This window comes from Methanofollis fontis, from assembly GCF_004297185.1.
GTDB lineage: Archaea > Halobacteriota > Methanomicrobia > Methanomicrobiales > Methanofollaceae > Methanofollis > Methanofollis fontis.
In genome coordinates this window covers 457,167-473,659 of record NZ_PGCL01000002.1, presented here as the reverse complement: position 1 = coordinate 473,659, position 16,493 = coordinate 457,167, and the positions used below count along the sequence as shown (strand labels likewise).

Sequence of the window (16,493 nt, the reverse complement as noted above, 5' to 3'; positions counted from 1 at the left end):
CTTTTTCACCCGTGCAGGGCCGTATAGCATTCGGGACAGAGGATCCTCGGCAGTGATTTCTTCAGTTTTCGTGACGGGAAGGGATATCCCCCTTCCCAGAGATCGACGTCCTCGCGCTTCATATGCTCGGTGCAGAGCCCCATGCCGCAGACGATACAGATGCCCGCCGCTTCGGTATTCTGCCCATTAATTGCGCAGACATAGCATTTCATTCCGTTCACCCCGATTCTGGTCCCTTCTCCTAGACCGCCTCTCTCCACTGGCAGTACTCATGCCTGAAGTCGACCATCGAGGCCGAGGCGCAATCCTTGCAGACCCGTGCGGGTGCAGCGATCTCCTTCGGGTGGAGGGCGATGATATTGGTCATCATCGTTGCCGTCACCGGTTCGCTGGTCAGCAGGCAGGGGTAATCGGCAAGCCTCATCAGGGCCGAACAGCGGACGGTGATCGCCGATGCCGGATAGGCATAGCGCTGCGGGTTCATGATCACCTCGCTCTCATGGACCGGTTCGAGGTCGACCGGGAAGCCGGCAACGCTCGGGACAAGTGGATCTCCGGAGCCATTCCGCTTCCGCCGGGCCGCGTCGAGCATCCGCCAGCCGCGCCAGATCATGTCCATGAAATCGCAGTTGTGCAGTTCGGCGGCCGCACCGCGGGTCGGCTTGAGCTGCACGAAGTTGTGGAAGCGTTTTGTGAGCAGGTCCACAAGCATGGGAGCGTTGAAGCCGTCGAGTTCAAGGATGTATTCGGTTGCCGCGGCGGTGGACCCCGTCGCCAGTGAGAGGATCTGGTACTCGCTCCGCACTTTATCCAGCGAGGCGCGTAGTGAACGCTCCATCACGGCGGTGACTGCCTCGATCACCCCCATCACGACATCGTCCTTGCACATATTGTAGGTGGACTGGGCGATGTGGTGCGAGACGTCGCCGACACAATATGCCGGCACTGTGACGATGTTGCCGTAGTGGACGCCCTCCTCGATTGCCTTCTTGACGAAGGGCGTCATGTCCGCTCCATAGCCCTCCATGTACTTCATCGGGTCAAAGGAGGTCATGCCGGCATGCTCCATCAGGTCGACCTGCGCCTTCACCGGGTGATCGTAGATCGCCTGGAACTGCTGGACCTCCTTCTTTGTGGCGTCCGCCAGGGTGTCTCCCGCCTCCACCGCCTGTGCGAAGGTCTCGCCTATGCCGTAGGATGTGTTCATACCCCACGATTTTGCTGCCAGAATCGCCTGTTTATGGTCGACCGGGATGTCCACCGTCTGAAGGATGCGGTTGACGACGTTGCTGGTGCTTCCCGGTATCAGGGCGAAGTCGACGACACAGGTCGGTCCATAAAATCCGGCGTAACGGCGTGCCGATTCGAGCCCGATGAGCGCTTCCGCCTTCCCTATTGCGCCGATGAAGACATCCATGCTCTTCCTGAACGCCGGGTCCTCGCCATAGAGCACCTCCAGCACCACCGGTGTCTGGTAGTGCTCGACGAAGGGATCGTCCTCTGGCCTGACGTAATCGGTGAGTGCAGATATATGCTTGAAATGGGCCTTCACCGACTCCACATGGAGGTCGATGACCGCCTTGCTCTGCCCCTCGGCGACCTTCATCCCCTTGACGGCGTCGACATAGGCCTGACCGTCCTTCACGGCATATTTTTTCCCCCGGTTCTTCTTCACTGTCTCCACGTCGGCGTGCTGTGCCGCCATCGCCTCATCAACAATCTTGGTGTACAATTGGTTCATTTCCTCTCCCCCCTCTGCAGGAACCTGATGGTTTTTCTCTTCCAGCCCTGAGCATGGGCTGCGACTGTTTCCGGGTGTGGGATAGTGGAGCGGAAATTCGATCACCATCATGTGTTCCGATGATGGGTATACCCGGTTTCTTTTGCCCTCCTATGCAAGACCGCACCGCTGACGTTTGCATTTCATGCAACCGCCCGATGATATCCCTCCCCGTATACCGCCCATATGGTATTGCCCCGGATAAAGGTTTCTGAACTGCCTGATACGCACGTCCGAGCGTCAGTTCAACCACCAGAATTTACTGAAAGGGACGTGTGCAAAAGAGGGATGTTCGGGGTGTTCACGCCCCCCCGCCGGTGGCGGGAGGGGTGAAGACACGGGTTGCAAGTTCCTTGTCGAGCATGAACAGGGCGTTTGATTCGTTTCCGATGAGTTTCAATTTTTCGATAATCTCGGTGTCGTTCGCCTCTTCCTCGACCTGTTCATCAACAAACCACTGGAGAAGATTTGATGTGGCGTGGTCCTTCTCCTTCTGTGCAAGGTCGACAAGGTTGTTGATCATCGCCGTCACCTTCTGCTCGTGGGCATAAGTCGCCTCGAAAATTGCCAGCGGCGATTCCCATTCGGTTGGTGGTGCTTCGATGGGGAGCATCGTCACGCGGCCGCCCCGTGCGATGCAGTAGTCATAGAACTTCATCGCATGGAACTGCTCCTCCTGCACCTGCACCCGCATCCAGTTCGCAAAACCCGGAAGGTTCCGTGTCGAAAACCAGGCTGACATCGAGAGGTAGAGATAGGACGAATAGAGCTCCCGGTTTATCTGGCGATTCAGGGCCTCAAGCATTGTCTGGCGGATCATGGTATCACACTGCCCCTATAGAACATTCGCTATAAAACATTTTCCTGCCTCTCTGCGCTGCCGGAAAAAGTGGGAAAAAAGGTCTTTTCAGATTTTTTCCTGCAGGATGCGTCCGATCTCCTCCCGGCGCTGTTCTGCAGAGACGGTGCCCGGAGGACCCCAGATATCGGAGGGTGCTTCCTGCCGGTAGAAGATGCCGAGGGCAATCGGGGCGTCGGATGAGTAGTCCCACTCCCGTGCAGTCCGGAATGCAGCATCGAAATCCCCGGTATCATTGCCGTCGAGAAGATAGATGCGTTCGTTGTAGTAGTCGGTGAGATTGTTGTAGGTTGCGCATATCTGGAGGACATCCACGAACGAGAAGCCCCGGTGCAGGATCGCCGCCTTCAGAATCGATTTCAGGTGATCCATCTGCCGGGTGTACCCCCGGGCGACAAAGGTGGCGCCCGAGGCGAGCATCACCTCCAGCGGGTTGATTGGACTCTCACGAACACCTGCAGGGGTCGATCTGCCGGGAAAACCCATTTTTGAGGTGGGGGTATACTGTCCGGTTGTGAGGCCGTAGACCCGATTGTCATGGACGATCACCGTGATGTCGGTGTTTCGTTTTGCCCCGAAGATGAGGTGATCAAGCCCCTCGGCATAGGCATCGCCGTCGCCGGCGCAGGATATCACGGTCAGGTCGGGACGGGCGAGTTTAATGCCGGCGGCTGCGGCAGTCCCCCTGCCGTGGATCGAGTAGAAGGTATTCATGTTCATGTAGTCGGCAATCTTGGCATGGCAACCGATCCCTGAGACCAGCACAAAGGTTTCCGGCGGGTGCCCTTCGTCTGCCAGATCGTCGAGGACCGCCTTCAGTGCATGCTGGATGGAGAAGTTGCCGCATCCAGGACACCAGGTGTTCTGTGCATCGGTGATCCATGACCTCATCCGATCACCTCCCCGATCCGCCGCTCCAGATCTTCAGGTGCAAACGGTCGTCCGTCATATTTCCCGATCACGGTGTCGGCGGAGAAACCATGGCAGCCGATGAGGTGCGCAAGCTGTCCAGTGATGTTCTCCTCCACGGCGATGATGTGCTCCACTCCCTCGAGGCAGCGGGCAAATCCAGAGACCGGAAAAGGGGAGATCAGGACGGGGCGAACGAGACGGAGGCCGAGATCGTTGGCCACTTCGGCGCAGACGCCGGCAGTGGAGCCCCAGCAGAGGATCGCATCTGAGGCATCCCGTCTCCCCCCCACCTTCACGCAAGGACGGGATTCAAGGCTCTCCTGGATGGCGTACCGCTTTTTTTGCAGTTTTTCTGCCATCCGGGTGATCGATGCCGGATCTTCGGTGGTGATCCCGCGCTCATCATGGGTATAACTGTTCGCCTTGACCGATATCCCCTGTCTGCCGGGGAAAGCGAGGGGCGAGATGCCGTCGGTTCCTGGCGCATATCGTGCATATTCTCCCTTGCCCTCCCATTCTATGATCTCGAGTCCGGTATTGGTTTCAGGAGGTGTGAAGGAGTAGAGTCCCTCAGCGAGGTTTTTATCGGTCAGCAGGATTGCAGGGGTCTGAAAACGCCATGCGGCATCCAGCAGGCATCCTGCCCAGTCCCACGCCTCCTCCGGTGTTCCGGGGGCGGCGACAGGGCGGGGAAATTCGCCCTGACCGGCAGAGAGGGCGAAGAGGAGGTCCCCCTGTGCCGAATAGGTCGGAACACCGGTGCTCGGGCCCGGGCGCTGTGCGAGGACGACCAAAAGGGGTATTTCAGCCATGCCCGCCAGGGAGAAGGCCTCGGTCATGAGGCAGAATCCCCCGCCCGACGTGCCGACGGCCATCCGGCGCCCGGCGTATGCCGCCCCGAGCGCCATCATCGCCACGGCGATCTCGTTCTCCGGATGGACGACCGGGATCCCGAACCCCTCCGCGTGGGCGGCAAGGGTGTGGAGGATGCTGGATGAGGGCGTCATCGGATAGGCGATATAACCCTCCAGCCCTGCAGCAGCGAGACCGAATGCGATCGCCTCATTGCCGGAGATCACGGGCAGGGGTGCGGCACCGTTCATCCGGATCCCCTTGCCTTCGGGAAGAGTGTCATAGCCCCGCCGTGCCACTCTGAGGTTCGAATCGATCTGAGCGGGCATTGCCCGGCGAAAAACGGTCTCGACGGTCTCCCACGGGATGGCGCACGCCCTGCAGAACGCACCGATCATCGCTGAGTTCCGGGTGATCGGCGGTGCCTCCTCCTCCCTGACGATCTCGTCGACCGGAATGCCGTTCCCCGCCGCCCCGCGTACCCTGCCGGCATCGAAGATGACGGTTGTGCGGTCATCTGTACGATGCCGGTGGCGCTCCAGTGTTTCCCTGTTCAGGGCGAGGAGCAGATCCACGCCCTCCCTGACGCAGTATGGTTGTGTGTCCGCCCCCCTGATGATGGCGAAGTTGTGCCCCCCCTTGATCAGGGAGGGGTAATCGTAGTACATGTGGACGCAAAGACCGCATGCCGACAATAACCGGGCGATCACGTTTCCGGCGATATTGATGCCTTCGCCTGCCCTGCCGCCGATAAGCACAGAATAGTCCTGCATTTCCCCTCCTCGCTGCACAATACGTCCGTTGATCGATATACCTTTCCCCGCAACTCGCCGCAAACCTCAAATACCGAAACCGCTCACACTCGCACCATGAAACTGACAGCAGCACTCCCTGCGGCACTGCTGATTGCCGCACTTATTCTCTCGGCAGGCTGTACCGGTTCATCCCCTGAGGCCACGCCTGCGCCAACGACCCCTCCTGGAGAAACCACCGCTCCGGCCGAGACTACCGAACCCATATCCCTGGTGCCGGTGCCGACTGATGCCATGCCGGATGATTATCGAGTTTCGGTGACTGCACAGAAGGATCCCATCAACAGGAAGATCACCGTCACCTTCAACGGTGGCAAGGGACAGGAGAATGTGCTGCAGATGACGGCGAAGGTTACCCGTTCGGACGGCACGACCGAGGAAAAGACGATCACGAAACCCTCTGGCAGCACCATCCGTACCGGAGACACCCTTGAGTTTGCCGGCACCGCCACCCAGGACCGTGTGGAAGTATGGGTCACGATGGACCGTGCGCTCAGTCCGACCGGACCGAGCCCGGACGGCGAGCGCGTATTCAAGGTTTATGACGTGCTTCTGCCGCCAAAGTAAACCAACACCTCTATTTTTCCACGCTCCATGTGAGCAGCACACCGTCGTCGATACGCTCTATTCCCTTCAGGCTGAGGCGGGGAAAATCAGACTCCCGGAAGAACCCTTCGCCGTCTACGGGGGTGGGGGCGGCCGATCCGCCGATCACCACCGATCCGATATAGGTCCTGAATTCATCAACGAGACCGGCGGCAAAGAGACCCCAGATGAGGGTACCTCCCCCTTCCACCATCAGGCGCCCGATCCCCCGCTCGCCGAGTGCATCCATCAGTGCGGTGAGGTCCACCGATCTCTCACCCAGAACGATCACCTCGGCACGATTTCGGAGGGTGTTCACCCTGTCTGCCGGGGCTGCGGCCGATACAGCGATGATCCGCCGCCCTGATCCCTTCACCAGAATGTCGGCGTCCGCCGGTGTTCTGGCCATGGAGTCGACGACGATCCTGACCGGGTTCTCATCCCTGCCGGATGCGCTCCTTTCCGCCTTCCGATCCGCAGATTTTACGGTGAGCGAGGGGTTGTCGGCAAGAACCGTTCCGATACCGACCATAATCCCATCAGTTCCGGCCTTAATCCTGTCAACCCGGTCAAAATCATCTTTTCCGGAAATTTTGACCTGTCTGCGTTCAATTGTTGAGATCTTTCCGTCGGCGCTCATGGCACAGTTGACAAAGACATATGGACGCATATCCCTCATGTTGTCGCCCGATCCTATATCTCTGCGCCGCTCTTCCGTCCGGTTGAAATGAAAGTGTTTTTATAGCCTTCTGCCAAATATCTCGTCATTCTCATGGCGTTATGGGGAAGTGCTGGAGAATACGGGATGTTTTCTGTCAACCCGTACCGGATGAGAAAAATCGGGGTATATGGGCTGCTGGCAACTATCCTCGGTCTGATACTGGCCTATTCGCTTCTTTCTGCTGCCGGGGTGGCCTTCTCCTACCTGTATTATATTCCTCTCGTTGTCGTTGCCACCATATTTTCCAACCGATCCATCTGGACGGCTGCCGCGCTCTCTCTTGGATATGCTGCCGTCACCCTCTTTCTTGCCATCGGCGGGTATATCTTTGACCCCGTGCTGGTGTTCCTCTTCACGCTCCTCTACCTCTGGGGAATGGCCGGGGTTACCCTGTTCACGCCTCCAGATGCAGTATCCGGCGGGAAAAGACCTGATCTGGCCGGTCTCTTCGGTCTTGATCCGGGTTCTCTCCTGATCACTCATGCCGACACGCAGTTCTGCGACCTCCTCGGGAGGCGGCGTGATGAGGTCGCCGGTCTCCCCCTCTCCTCGATATGGTTGGATGAACCGGGTCGAACGGCATTTTGCGGCATGCTCGGCCGCGGCGTCGAGGTCTCGAACTATGAGGCATGCCTCTATGGGAGAGACGGGAAGAGCGTACCCGTTCTTCTCTCTGGCAAACCCGGCATGCTTGAGTTCCAGTGTTCTGCCCTCGATCTCGGGTCCCTCGAGACGTTCGTCCAGGCCCAGAATTCTGCGGACGAGGTGAAAAAGCGGCTTTCAGAGGAGGAAATGCGTCGGATGGACTTTTTTAAGACGGCGGCGCACGAACTCCGGACCCCCCTGCAACCGGTACTGGGGTATCTCTATCTCCTCACCGAGGACAGGGAACGCTACGGCATCTCCGAAGAGACCGGACGGATGCTGAAGGTCTGTCTGGACAATATCCAGAGGGAACGTTCAATTGTGAACCGGATGCTCGAACTCTCGCTTTTGGACGCCGGCAGGGTGATCTGCACGTCTGCAGAGATTGGACTCGGTGATATTGTGCGGGAGGTGATCGCCGCCCATGATCTCGCCTCTTCTGCCCGGATCACCATGGATGTCGGGGAAGATGTCTGCCTGCGAGTGAACCGGGACCAGTTTTACCTGATCATGGAAAGCCTGATCCTCAATGCCGTCCAGTACAATGACGATCCCCGACTGATCACTGTCGGGTACCGGGAGGATGCCGCCTGCCAGTATGTCTCGGTGACAGACAACGGTATTGGCATCGATCCTGTGAAAATCGGGGCGATTTTTGAGCCTTTTTATCTCGGTGATGAAGAGAAACTGAGCCGGAGCTACAACCGCATGGGGCTTGGACTGCCGATTGCCGAACGGTATGCTCGCCTGAACAATGGGAAGATCCAGGTGGAGAGCACACCCGGAATGGGCAGCACCTTCACGGTCGTTCTGCACAGGGGGCGGGACGACGCCGCATAAGATCCTTGTCGTGGACGACGATCGGGCCACCCTCGACGTGATGGACCTCCTCCTGCGGAGGATCGGGTATGAAACGCTGCTCGCTGATTCCGTTTCTTATGGTCTGCACCTCACTCGCACCACCCTGCCAGACCTGGTGCTGCTTGACCTTCAGATGGCACCGCTGGACGGGTGGGAGTATCTTGAGGCGCTGACAGAGGACCCGGACATCTCCGCCGTTCCAGTGATGCTCTTCACGGCGCGTCCCCTGATTGATGAACGGTATGCACCGTATGTGGGTCGTCTTGCCGGCGTACTGGTGAAACCGGTCTCACCCATGGAACTGGAGGCGGTTCTGGAACGTTTTTTTGAAGGATTATGCTGAAAACAGGCATTTAATCCATAAATGTAAACCCGTTTGACGGCGATTGTTCATGGTGCCCCCCGCCTCTCCCTGCTCGAACGCCCTCGATGCCTGTGCATCAGCCCTCTGATCTGTGGAGGGAACCGGAACGCATCGATTCCCTGGAACAGGACGTCTGATGATTCTGGGGTGGGATGATTGATGGTCTCCTGTACACCCCTGGCGGAATTTCGATTTCAAACCGGGCCCCATTCCCCTCTTCGCCGGTTTCCTCGATGATCATCCCGGTGATCCCGAGGATCTCGCGGCTGAGGAAGAGGCCGTAACCGGTGTTTTTCCCGCTGCCTCTCAGGAACAGTCGTGCCTTCATCTCGGGATGGATGCCAGATCCGTTGTCCTCGATCACCAGCACGCCCCTCTCCCCTTTTTCATGGAAACGGACCCTTATCTCTGTGACCTCGCCTCCGTGACGGATCGCATTGTCGATCAGATTGAAGAATACTTTCTCGAGCATCGCGTCGGCCAGGATTTCCAGTGGTCCTATATCAACATCAATGTCAATGCCGTTCAGTCGGTGGGTTCCTGATGCTGCCCTCTCCACGACGGAACGGACGTCCTGCCACAGAGGATCATTCACGCCCATGTCCTGGTAGTCCTTTGTAAAGGATATCTGCCTCTGTATGGTAGATGTGAGCACTTTGAGTCGGTCTATCAGTTTCAGGACCTCCGGGTCACCGGGGAGTCTGAAGGTGAGGATTTCGAGGTATCCGGAGAGTGCGGTGACCTGATTGAGGATGTCGTGACGGGTGATGCCGGAGAGGATGTTGAGTTTTTTATTTGCTTCCAGCAGGGCGTCGTGATATTGCGTGCGTCCCTCGAGGTCAAGGCTGTAGAGGGCGAAGGCGAGATCTCTGGCCACCTCTGAGAAGAGTTCCTGCTCTTCAGGTTCTGAGACGAACTCAGGGGGCATCGAGGCGATCATGATGCCGAACAGGTTGCCTTCGTGTGTGAGTTTGGTAATAAGGGAGCCGTAAGGCAGACTCTGGCCCAGATGAGGGCACCCCGCACATGGTTCAGCCCCCTCATCGATCACAATAACCCCTCCCTCTTCCATGGCTGTTTTGATGCAGGGAGTCATTTCGCCCTCTAAAAATCCCCCCAGCATGTGAATTGATTCGCCACTGCACCCTGATGTGACGATGGTTGGACCATCTGAGATCACACCCTCAAGCAGGGCGATTCCAGCCATGGTATAGCCCCGCCTCTGGACGAGTGTCTCGCAGCTTTCCCTGATCAGGTTGTAGGGATCTTTCTCGCGGGCAGTTATGGCCGTGACGTCCCGGATTGCATGCAACACATGGTTGAGGTGCCTGATCTTCTGCTCCGCGCGCTTTCGTTCGGTGACGTCACGGAAGAATCCTCTTGTGATAACGGGATGACCATTTTCCAGTATGCAGTTTACGCTGCCTTCGACGAGGATCTTCCTTCCATCCTTTGCACAGAACGCCGCTTCGACAGTGCTGATAGGCCCTCCCTGCATGATATTCTGGAATGTCTTCATGCAATGGTCGAGACTTTCCGGCGCGATGATATCAGAGAGGGTGAGATCTGCCACCTCATCCTCTGTATATCCGAGGGTGTCCAGCCACGAACGGTTCACGAACAGGAACCGCCCGTCAGGTGAGACACTCTGGATAAGGTCAGTGGCGTTCTCCAGGGCATTGCGATATGCCTGTTCGATCTCGCGCAGTGCCATTTCTGCAGCTACCATATCAGATCTGTCGATGAATTGTACCAGATATACAGTTTCATCGTTCAGGGTAATTGGACTGACACTCTGGGTGATGGGGATCTCTTCTCCATTTTTCGTGAATAATATGTGTTCTGAATGGTCCACGACCTGCCCGGGATCAAGGGGCGGGTGCCGTCCCAGTTCGTCAGGCCAGAGGGTCTTATGGCAGATGCTCCCGACTACCTCTTCGGGTCGTTCATATCCCGCCATCCGCAATGCCGACCGGTTGATCCGTTTGATGAAGCCATCGCTCCCAATGATCACAATCCCGAAATTGGCGGAATCGATGATCGTCTGCAGGTTCTGTTCGTATCGTTTCAACCGCTCTTCTACCTCTTTCTGTTCTGTGATATCACGTGCGGTTGATATCACCACTGTTTCGTTGTTCAGGGTGCAGAGGTGAGCATTGATATCGTTAGGAAAGGCATGCCCATCTTTTGTGATGTGGACGGATTCATATGTCGAATACCCACTCTCCTGCAGGTCTTTCCTGACTGCAGGGAGATGGTCGAGGCTCTGAAGGATCTGGGAGATGCCCATGCTCCTGAGTTCATTCCTGCTATACCCGAGGCGCTGGCATGCGGTATTGTTCACCTCGACCAGTGCCCCGTGCGTGCCCTCTGGGCTGAAACGGTGGACAAAAATCGAGTCGCTGCTGTTATTGAAGATCTGCCAGTAGAGGTCTTCGCTGTCCTCCCCATTGTCCCGCCTCTCGATCGCCTCCCTGATCGAGTCTGAAAGACTGGATATTTTCTCCTTTAAAGAACCGCCATTTTTCTGGAGAAAGGAATCAGCCCCGCAATACATTGCCTCAGCGATAATCTCTGTCCCATCCATGCCGGTGAACAGGATGAAAGGGATCTGACTGCCGCTTCCCCGCACTGTCCTGAGGAGGTCAATCCCGTTCATGCCCGGCATCTGATAATCTGAGACGATTGCCGCAAACGATCCGTTCTGGAGTTTATCCAGTGCCTCTTCGGCTGAAGCGGCGGTATCGACCCTGCAGTCCCCCAGTTGCTCCAGGAATCGGCGGGTGAGATCGGTAAACGCTGGATCGTCATCGACACAGAGAACAGCGTTCAGTGGATGGATCGGGGGAGTGTCGGGCATGTGCTTGGGATTGATGCAATATAATATATACTTTGCTATTATTGTTGGCGATATTATTTCCAATATTATCTAATGGGTTGGCTTAAAGTGCGTGTTTTGAAAATAACTCGCTTCATGTGGTTTTGAGTACCTGCCTGGATGACGACCGGAGAAATGGGAATTCCATCCTATCTGTTCAAACCCGCTTCGACCCCGGAACGGCAAACACAGGCACATGGCACCGAACTCTTTACCGTATGTATCGGGAGCGGCGATGCCGATACCTCCAGATATTCAGTAAAAGACCAGAGATGCTATCTCAAAAAAAGAATAATAATTGTCTGAAGTGCCCCCGCCCGGATTTGAACCGGGGACAACCAGATCTTCAGTCTGGCGCTCTCCCAGTCTGAGCTACAGGGGCGACCTATACATGTTGGTATTTCAGGTTAATAAACCGTGCGGTCTCCACCGCCGCCCTTTTTATCTCCTCCGCCCCCAGATTACTGGCAATGGCAAGTGTCATCGACGGAAGGAAGACCACCGACGAGGACCTCTCCACCGCCGTGACCGGGCGGAAGGTGGGGATCCTCCATCTCACCCATAATGACCTCGATGCCGCCGGTGCCGACGCTGTCCACCGGATGAAGTTCGGGAAGATTTCGACAATATTTTCCTCTGTCGGTCGGTTCCCCTCCATATTCGGGCTGATTGCCGACCTGCCCGGCAACGGCGACATCCTTTCGATCTCGGATCTCGGTTACCAGAACGGTGTTGAGGAGACGGCGCAGAGGGCGGTGCACAATGGATGGCGGATCGAGTGGCGCGATCATCACCGCTGGAAGGACGGGGAGATCGATCGCCTCCGCCCCCACTGCACGCTCCTCCATCTCGATACCTCGGTCTGCGCCACCGCCATTGCCGCCGCCGATCTCATGCCTGGCGACCGTACGGCCGCGGAGGTCGCCCGTGTCGTCTGCGACTACGATCTCTGGAAGAAACAGGACCCCCGTTCAGACGTCCTCGGTCAGGTCACTCAGCGACGTCAGAACCTGACCTATGTGAGAAATATGCTTGTCCAGGGCCGTATCACTGATCGGAGGGTTGAGGAGATCTATGCCGGCATCAAGGCGGAAATGGATGCCGATATCGGAGAAAGCATCCGTCAGGTGCAGATCTACGGGAAAAAATACAAAATCGCCTTCGCCCCCCTCCATGGTTATCCGTCGGAGACGGCGCATGCCATCCGTGACGCACTCGGGACGGACATCGAGGTGATCGTCTCAAAGAACGGTCGGTTCTCGATCCGGTCCGTCCCCCCGGTCAGTCACCTGATCGCACGCGAGTTCGGCGGCGGCGGTCATCCCAATGCCGCCGGCGGCACCTTCACCTTCAACCTCATCGACCGTTTCCTGTTCTGGCTCATCAAACGAAACCGCCACTTCGACAGCCTTGTTCAGGTCGCCGAGACTATCTGATCAGATAGGCCTCTTCTCGGAGGGATTTCCATCGTCCCTCCTCTCCCTCCCCGGTATAACCCCCGGCGCTGATGGCGTCGCTGTCGAAATATGCGGCGATAGCCGTCAGGTCGTCATGGGTGGGGTGGAGCACCGAGACCTCCCTCACCTCATACTCCTCTGCCAGGCGGGCCGCAGATCTGATCTGATCCGGACCGACGATCAGCAGTGCCTGGTGTTCGAGAAAGGCGGCGAGTAGCCCTTCATCCTGCTGCCGCGGGAAAAAGCAGATCCTTTTTCCACCGATCCCCTCGAGTTCGATCTCCTCTGCGGTGTCGGCGATAAGCACATGACCGCCTGCCCCCGCATCCCGCATCTCCCGCATCAAAAGACGGTATGCCCGGACAACCTCGTCGGTCATCTCCTCCCGGTCATGAAAATAGGCATCGGAAAGCCCCAGGAGGGAGGGGGCGGGCAGGGCGAACCAGGCGCCCTTCCTGACCCCGGTACATTCGATCACATCCGCAATCGCCGCCTCTTCCTCCAGATCAATCTCTCCGGTCACCGTCCTGTCCGTCACACCGGCGAGACATGCGGCCACGCGGTCCCCATAGAACATCCCCCCGGCGCAGGGCGAATCGATCCCCTCCTGAAGGGCAAGAGAGTGCATGATCTGGTAGAGGATCAGGTCCCCGCCCAGTCCCCGCCGCTCTCGCACCCAGGGTGCGAGCGCCTCCCGCTCCGGTGGAGCGATCTCGGCGCCGAAAGAACGCGTCCTGACAGGTATCCTCTTCATCACCACCGTTTCGCCCTCCGGAGATATCAAAATGCTGAATAGAAAAAGAGATGAAAATCCCCGTACCACCCATCAGCATGAGTGATCATCTCCTGACCCGTCGGATGGAGCGTGCCGACGTTGATTTTGCGATTCAATGTGCCCGGGATGAGGGCTGGAACCCCGGTATCCATGACGCCGACACCTTCTTTGCACAGGATCCAGATGGTTTTTTTATTGCCGAGGCGGACGGCGAACCGGTCGCCTGCTCCTCCATGGTGCGGTACGGTGAGAGACTCGCCTTCTGGGGGCTTCTCATCGTCAGACCGGAGTACAGGGGAAGGGGTTTTGGACTCGCGATCACGAAGGCCGCATTCGCGCACGCGGGCGACCGGATCATCGGCGGCGACGGCGTCCTGGCCATGCAGTCAAAATACCGCGACCGCCTCGGGTTTGAGATCCGGTACCGCAATATCCGGTACCGCGGCAGCGGCGGTGGCGATGCCCCCGAGGGCCTGATCCCGGTGCACGAGGTGCCCTTCGACGATATCTGTGCCTATGATGCATCGGTGTTCTCTGTGCCGCGACCGCGGTTTTTGAGGGCATGGACCGAACAGGAGGATTCGGTCGGTCTTGTCGCTCCCGGAAAGGGCGGCATCGCGGGTTACGGAGTGATCAGGAAGTGTTTTGAGGGGCATAAGATCGGTCCGGTGTTTGCGGATTCGCCGGCAGTTGCCTCCGCCCTCCTCGATGGTCTTGCTGCAACGGTTCCCGGGGAGGAATATTTCTTCGATGTCCCCGAACCCAACCCCGCCGCCGTTGCACTTGCACGGGAACGGCATATGGAGACGGTATTCGAGACCGGGCGGATGTACCGGGGCGGTGTCCCTGGTGTGCCGCTGGAGCGGGTGTTTGGCGTGACGACGTTTGAACTCGGTTGAGGGTGTCCAAAGAATCTTTGTATATCACCACGACCAAGAGGTAAAGAATGAGTGGCAAACCCTTGCTGGTGACATGCGGGCTTCCCTATACAAATGGCTCATGTCACATCGGGCATCTGCGGACCTATGTTCCTGCCGATTTTTATGTCAGGTACCTCCGCCGCTGTGGAGAAGATGTGGTGTTTGTCTGCGGTTCAGACAACCATGGCACGCCGATCGTGATCAGTGCCGAGGCCGAGGGCGTGACACCGCGGGAACTGGCAGAACGCTACCATGACCACTTCGATGCGACCTTCCGGCGGATGGGTGTCGTCTTTGATCACTTCGGGATGACCGACGGCGAGACAAACCATGCCAGGACACAGTCGCTGGTGGGAGCCCTCATCGAGAACGGATATGTCTACTCGGAACGGATCCAGCAGAGTTTCTGCAACCATTGCAACCGTTTCCTGCCTGACCGCTATGTGGAAGGGATATGCCCCTATTGCGGTGCCGAGGCGCGCGGTGACGAGTGCGACCGGGGCTGCGGCCGCCATCTTGAACCCGGCGAGATTAAAAACCCGGTCTGCAAGACCTGCGGTTCACCTGCCGAGATGCGGGAGCAGGAGCACTTTTTCTTCAGGCTCAGCGAGTTCCGCCAGTACCTGCTTGACTATCTTGATACCCTTCAGGGCACATCGAATGCCCGCAACTATGCCATCGGCTGGGTGAGGGACGAGCTCCATGACTGGTGTATCACCCGCACGCTCGACTGGGGGGTGCAGTTTCCAGGGAGGGACGACCTTGTGGTGTATGTCTGGGTCGACGCCCCCATCGGCTACATCTCCTTCACAGAGGAATGGGCTGAAAAGACCGGGAACGACTGGCGCCGTTACTGGAGTGGAGACGGCGAGATCACCCATTTCATCGGGAGCGACATCATTTATCACCACTGCATCTTCTGGCCTGCCCTGCTGCATGGTGCGGGCTATGGCAGTCCATATGCTGTGGTCGCATCTGGCATGGTGAAGATCGATGACCAGAAGTTTTCGAAATCCCGGGGCTATGTCGTCTGGACAAATGAGGATTATCTCGATCAGGGCCTCCCCGCCGACTACCTCCGCTACTATCTCCTCTGCTATACGAGCCATACAAAGGAGTTGAACTTCTCCTGGCAGGTCTTCCAGGAGCGTGTCAATGCCGAGATCGTCAATACGCTGGGCAACTTCCTCTATCGCACCCTGCACTTCGCCCATAAGTTCTTCGGAGGTGTACCGGATGCGACGGCGGGGGAGGACGTCCGCAACGAGATCGAGCGTACCCTGGGGACTGTCGAGAAGGCCGTCAGGGAATATGAGTTCAAGAATGCCGTCGATGCCGTAATGACGCTTGCTGCCTATGGCAACACCTACATCCAGAACACCGCTCCCTGGAAGCTGGTCAAGACCGACGAACCGGCGGCGCAGCAGGTGATCGCCGACTGCCTCCAGATTGCAAAGGCCCTGATACTCCTTATCGAACCGGTGATGCCGGAATCGGCGGTGCGAGCATGGGAGATGCTCGGCTTTGACGACGGTATGTCCAGCTGCCGGTTTGGTGACGCTCTCGTTCCCCTGCCGGCGGGCCCACTCCCCCGCCCGTCCCCCTTGTTTGAGCGGATCGAGGACGACCGTCTGAAGACGCTGGAGCAGACCCTCAAGGGCCGCGTCGCTGAGGCCAGAAAACGGGAGCAGAAGGTCGAAGAGAGCGTCCCGGAGATTTCGATCGACGATTTTGCGGCGATGGAACTCAGGGTCGGGCGTGTGCTCTCTGCCGAGGCGGTCAAGGGATCGAAGAAACTGCTCAAACTGCAGGTGGACCTTGGCGATGAACAACGGCAGGTCGTCTCGGGCATCTCCCTGTTTTATGCCCCCGAAGACCTCGTCGGAACGAGCGTCGTGATGATTGCAAACCTCAAACCGGCAAAGATCTTCGGGATCGAGAGTCGGGGCATGATACTTGCAGCCGGTGACGAGGCCTCCCTGCTCGTGCCGCTCAGGGACGTCGCACCCGGCACCCGTATCAGGTAACCCCTTTTTTTCTATCTGGCCGATGCGTGCCAGGAACCTGCCTTC

General features: G+C 57.8%; 14 protein-coding genes and 1 tRNA gene. 6 read left to right on the top strand and 9 right to left on the bottom strand.

The annotated features are described in order from the left end of the window. Positions 1–5: 5 nt before the first annotated feature. The 5 genes from CUJ86_RS06160 to CUJ86_RS06140 form a co-directional block, all read right to left on the bottom strand. Positions 6–212, bottom strand: coding sequence for a DUF2180 family protein (locus CUJ86_RS06160; RefSeq protein ID WP_130646678.1), 207 nt, complete (start codon positions 210–212; stop codon positions 6–8). Between the two features lie 29 nt (positions 213–241). Beyond that, the gene (locus CUJ86_RS06155; protein ID WP_130646677.1) at positions 242–1,741 is read right to left on the bottom strand and encodes a DUF2193 domain-containing protein; all 1,500 of its coding nucleotides are present in this window, start codon (positions 1,739–1,741) and stop codon (positions 242–244) included. A gap of 340 nt (positions 1,742–2,081) precedes the next feature. Further along, a complete protein-coding gene (locus CUJ86_RS06150; RefSeq protein ID WP_130646676.1) occupies positions 2,082–2,600 on the bottom strand; it encodes a ferritin in 519 nt (172 codons plus the stop codon). Between the two features lie 87 nt (positions 2,601–2,687). Continuing rightward, entirely contained in the window at positions 2,688–3,530 is an 843-nt protein-coding gene (locus tag CUJ86_RS06145) for a thiamine pyrophosphate-dependent enzyme (protein WP_130646675.1), read from the bottom strand. Continuing rightward, entirely contained in the window at positions 3,527–5,176 is a 1,650-nt protein-coding gene (locus CUJ86_RS06140) for a 2-oxoacid:acceptor oxidoreductase subunit alpha (protein ID WP_130646674.1), read from the bottom strand. The genes CUJ86_RS06145 and CUJ86_RS06140 overlap by 4 nt, the downstream gene beginning before the upstream one ends. 96 nt (positions 5,177–5,272) lie before the next feature. On the opposite strand from CUJ86_RS06140, the gene CUJ86_RS06135 reads away from it, so the two are divergent. Further along, entirely contained in the window at positions 5,273–5,782 is a 510-nt protein-coding gene (locus CUJ86_RS06135) for a hypothetical protein (RefSeq protein ID WP_130646673.1), read from the top strand. A gap of 10 nt (positions 5,783–5,792) precedes the next feature. On the opposite strand, the gene CUJ86_RS06130 is transcribed toward CUJ86_RS06135, so the two are convergent. Continuing rightward, positions 5,793–6,470: a 2,5-diamino-6-(ribosylamino)-4(3H)-pyrimidinone 5'-phosphate reductase gene (locus tag CUJ86_RS06130; protein ID WP_130646672.1), complete on the bottom strand. Its 678-nt coding sequence runs from the start codon at positions 6,468–6,470 to the stop codon at positions 5,793–5,795. Between the two features lie 135 nt (positions 6,471–6,605). Here CUJ86_RS06130 and CUJ86_RS06125 point away from each other — a divergent pair, with 135 nt between their 5' ends. Together CUJ86_RS06125 and CUJ86_RS06120 are read left to right on the top strand one after the other, a co-directional pair. After that, entirely contained in the window at positions 6,606–8,006 is a 1,401-nt protein-coding gene (locus CUJ86_RS06125) for an ATP-binding protein (RefSeq protein ID WP_165394800.1), read from the top strand. A gap of 10 nt (positions 8,007–8,016) precedes the next feature. Next, on the top strand, positions 8,017–8,370 hold the full coding sequence (locus CUJ86_RS06120; RefSeq protein ID WP_235855593.1) for a response regulator: 354 nt from the start codon (positions 8,017–8,019) through the stop codon (positions 8,368–8,370). Between the two features lie 97 nt (positions 8,371–8,467). Here the strand turns inward: CUJ86_RS06120 and CUJ86_RS06115 are convergent, their stop codons facing one another. Together CUJ86_RS06115 and CUJ86_RS06110 are read right to left on the bottom strand one after the other, a co-directional pair. Beyond that, positions 8,468–11,251 carry a PAS domain S-box protein gene (locus tag CUJ86_RS06115; RefSeq protein ID WP_130646669.1) on the bottom strand — a complete coding sequence of 928 codons (2,784 nt, stop codon included), beginning with the start codon at positions 11,249–11,251 and terminating at the stop codon, positions 8,468–8,470. Positions 11,252–11,577: 326 nt separating this feature from the next. Continuing rightward, positions 11,578–11,651 (bottom strand) — tRNA-Phe (locus tag CUJ86_RS06110). An 88-nt stretch (positions 11,652–11,739) separates the two neighbouring features. Here CUJ86_RS06110 and CUJ86_RS06105 point away from each other — a divergent pair. Further along, positions 11,740–12,705, top strand: a complete 966-nt coding sequence (locus tag CUJ86_RS06105) for a DHH family phosphoesterase (RefSeq protein ID WP_130646668.1) — start codon at positions 11,740–11,742, stop codon at positions 12,703–12,705. Here CUJ86_RS06105 and CUJ86_RS06100 read toward each other — a convergent pair. After that, on the bottom strand, positions 12,698–13,480 hold the full coding sequence (locus tag CUJ86_RS06100; RefSeq protein ID WP_130646667.1) for a hypothetical protein: 783 nt from the start codon (positions 13,478–13,480) through the stop codon (positions 12,698–12,700). The genes CUJ86_RS06105 and CUJ86_RS06100 overlap by 8 nt on opposite strands. 77 nt (positions 13,481–13,557) lie before the next feature. Here CUJ86_RS06100 and CUJ86_RS06095 point away from each other — a divergent pair, with 77 nt between their 5' ends. Both CUJ86_RS06095 and metG read left to right on the top strand, forming a co-directional pair. Continuing rightward, positions 13,558–14,400, top strand: a complete 843-nt coding sequence (locus CUJ86_RS06095) for a GNAT family N-acetyltransferase (protein ID WP_130646666.1) — start codon at positions 13,558–13,560, stop codon at positions 14,398–14,400. 47 nt (positions 14,401–14,447) lie between these two features. Further along, complete coding sequence (metG, locus tag CUJ86_RS06090) at positions 14,448–16,448, top strand: methionine--tRNA ligase (protein WP_130646665.1); 2,001 nt, start codon at positions 14,448–14,450, stop codon at positions 16,446–16,448. Positions 16,449–16,493: the final 45 nt, after the last annotated feature.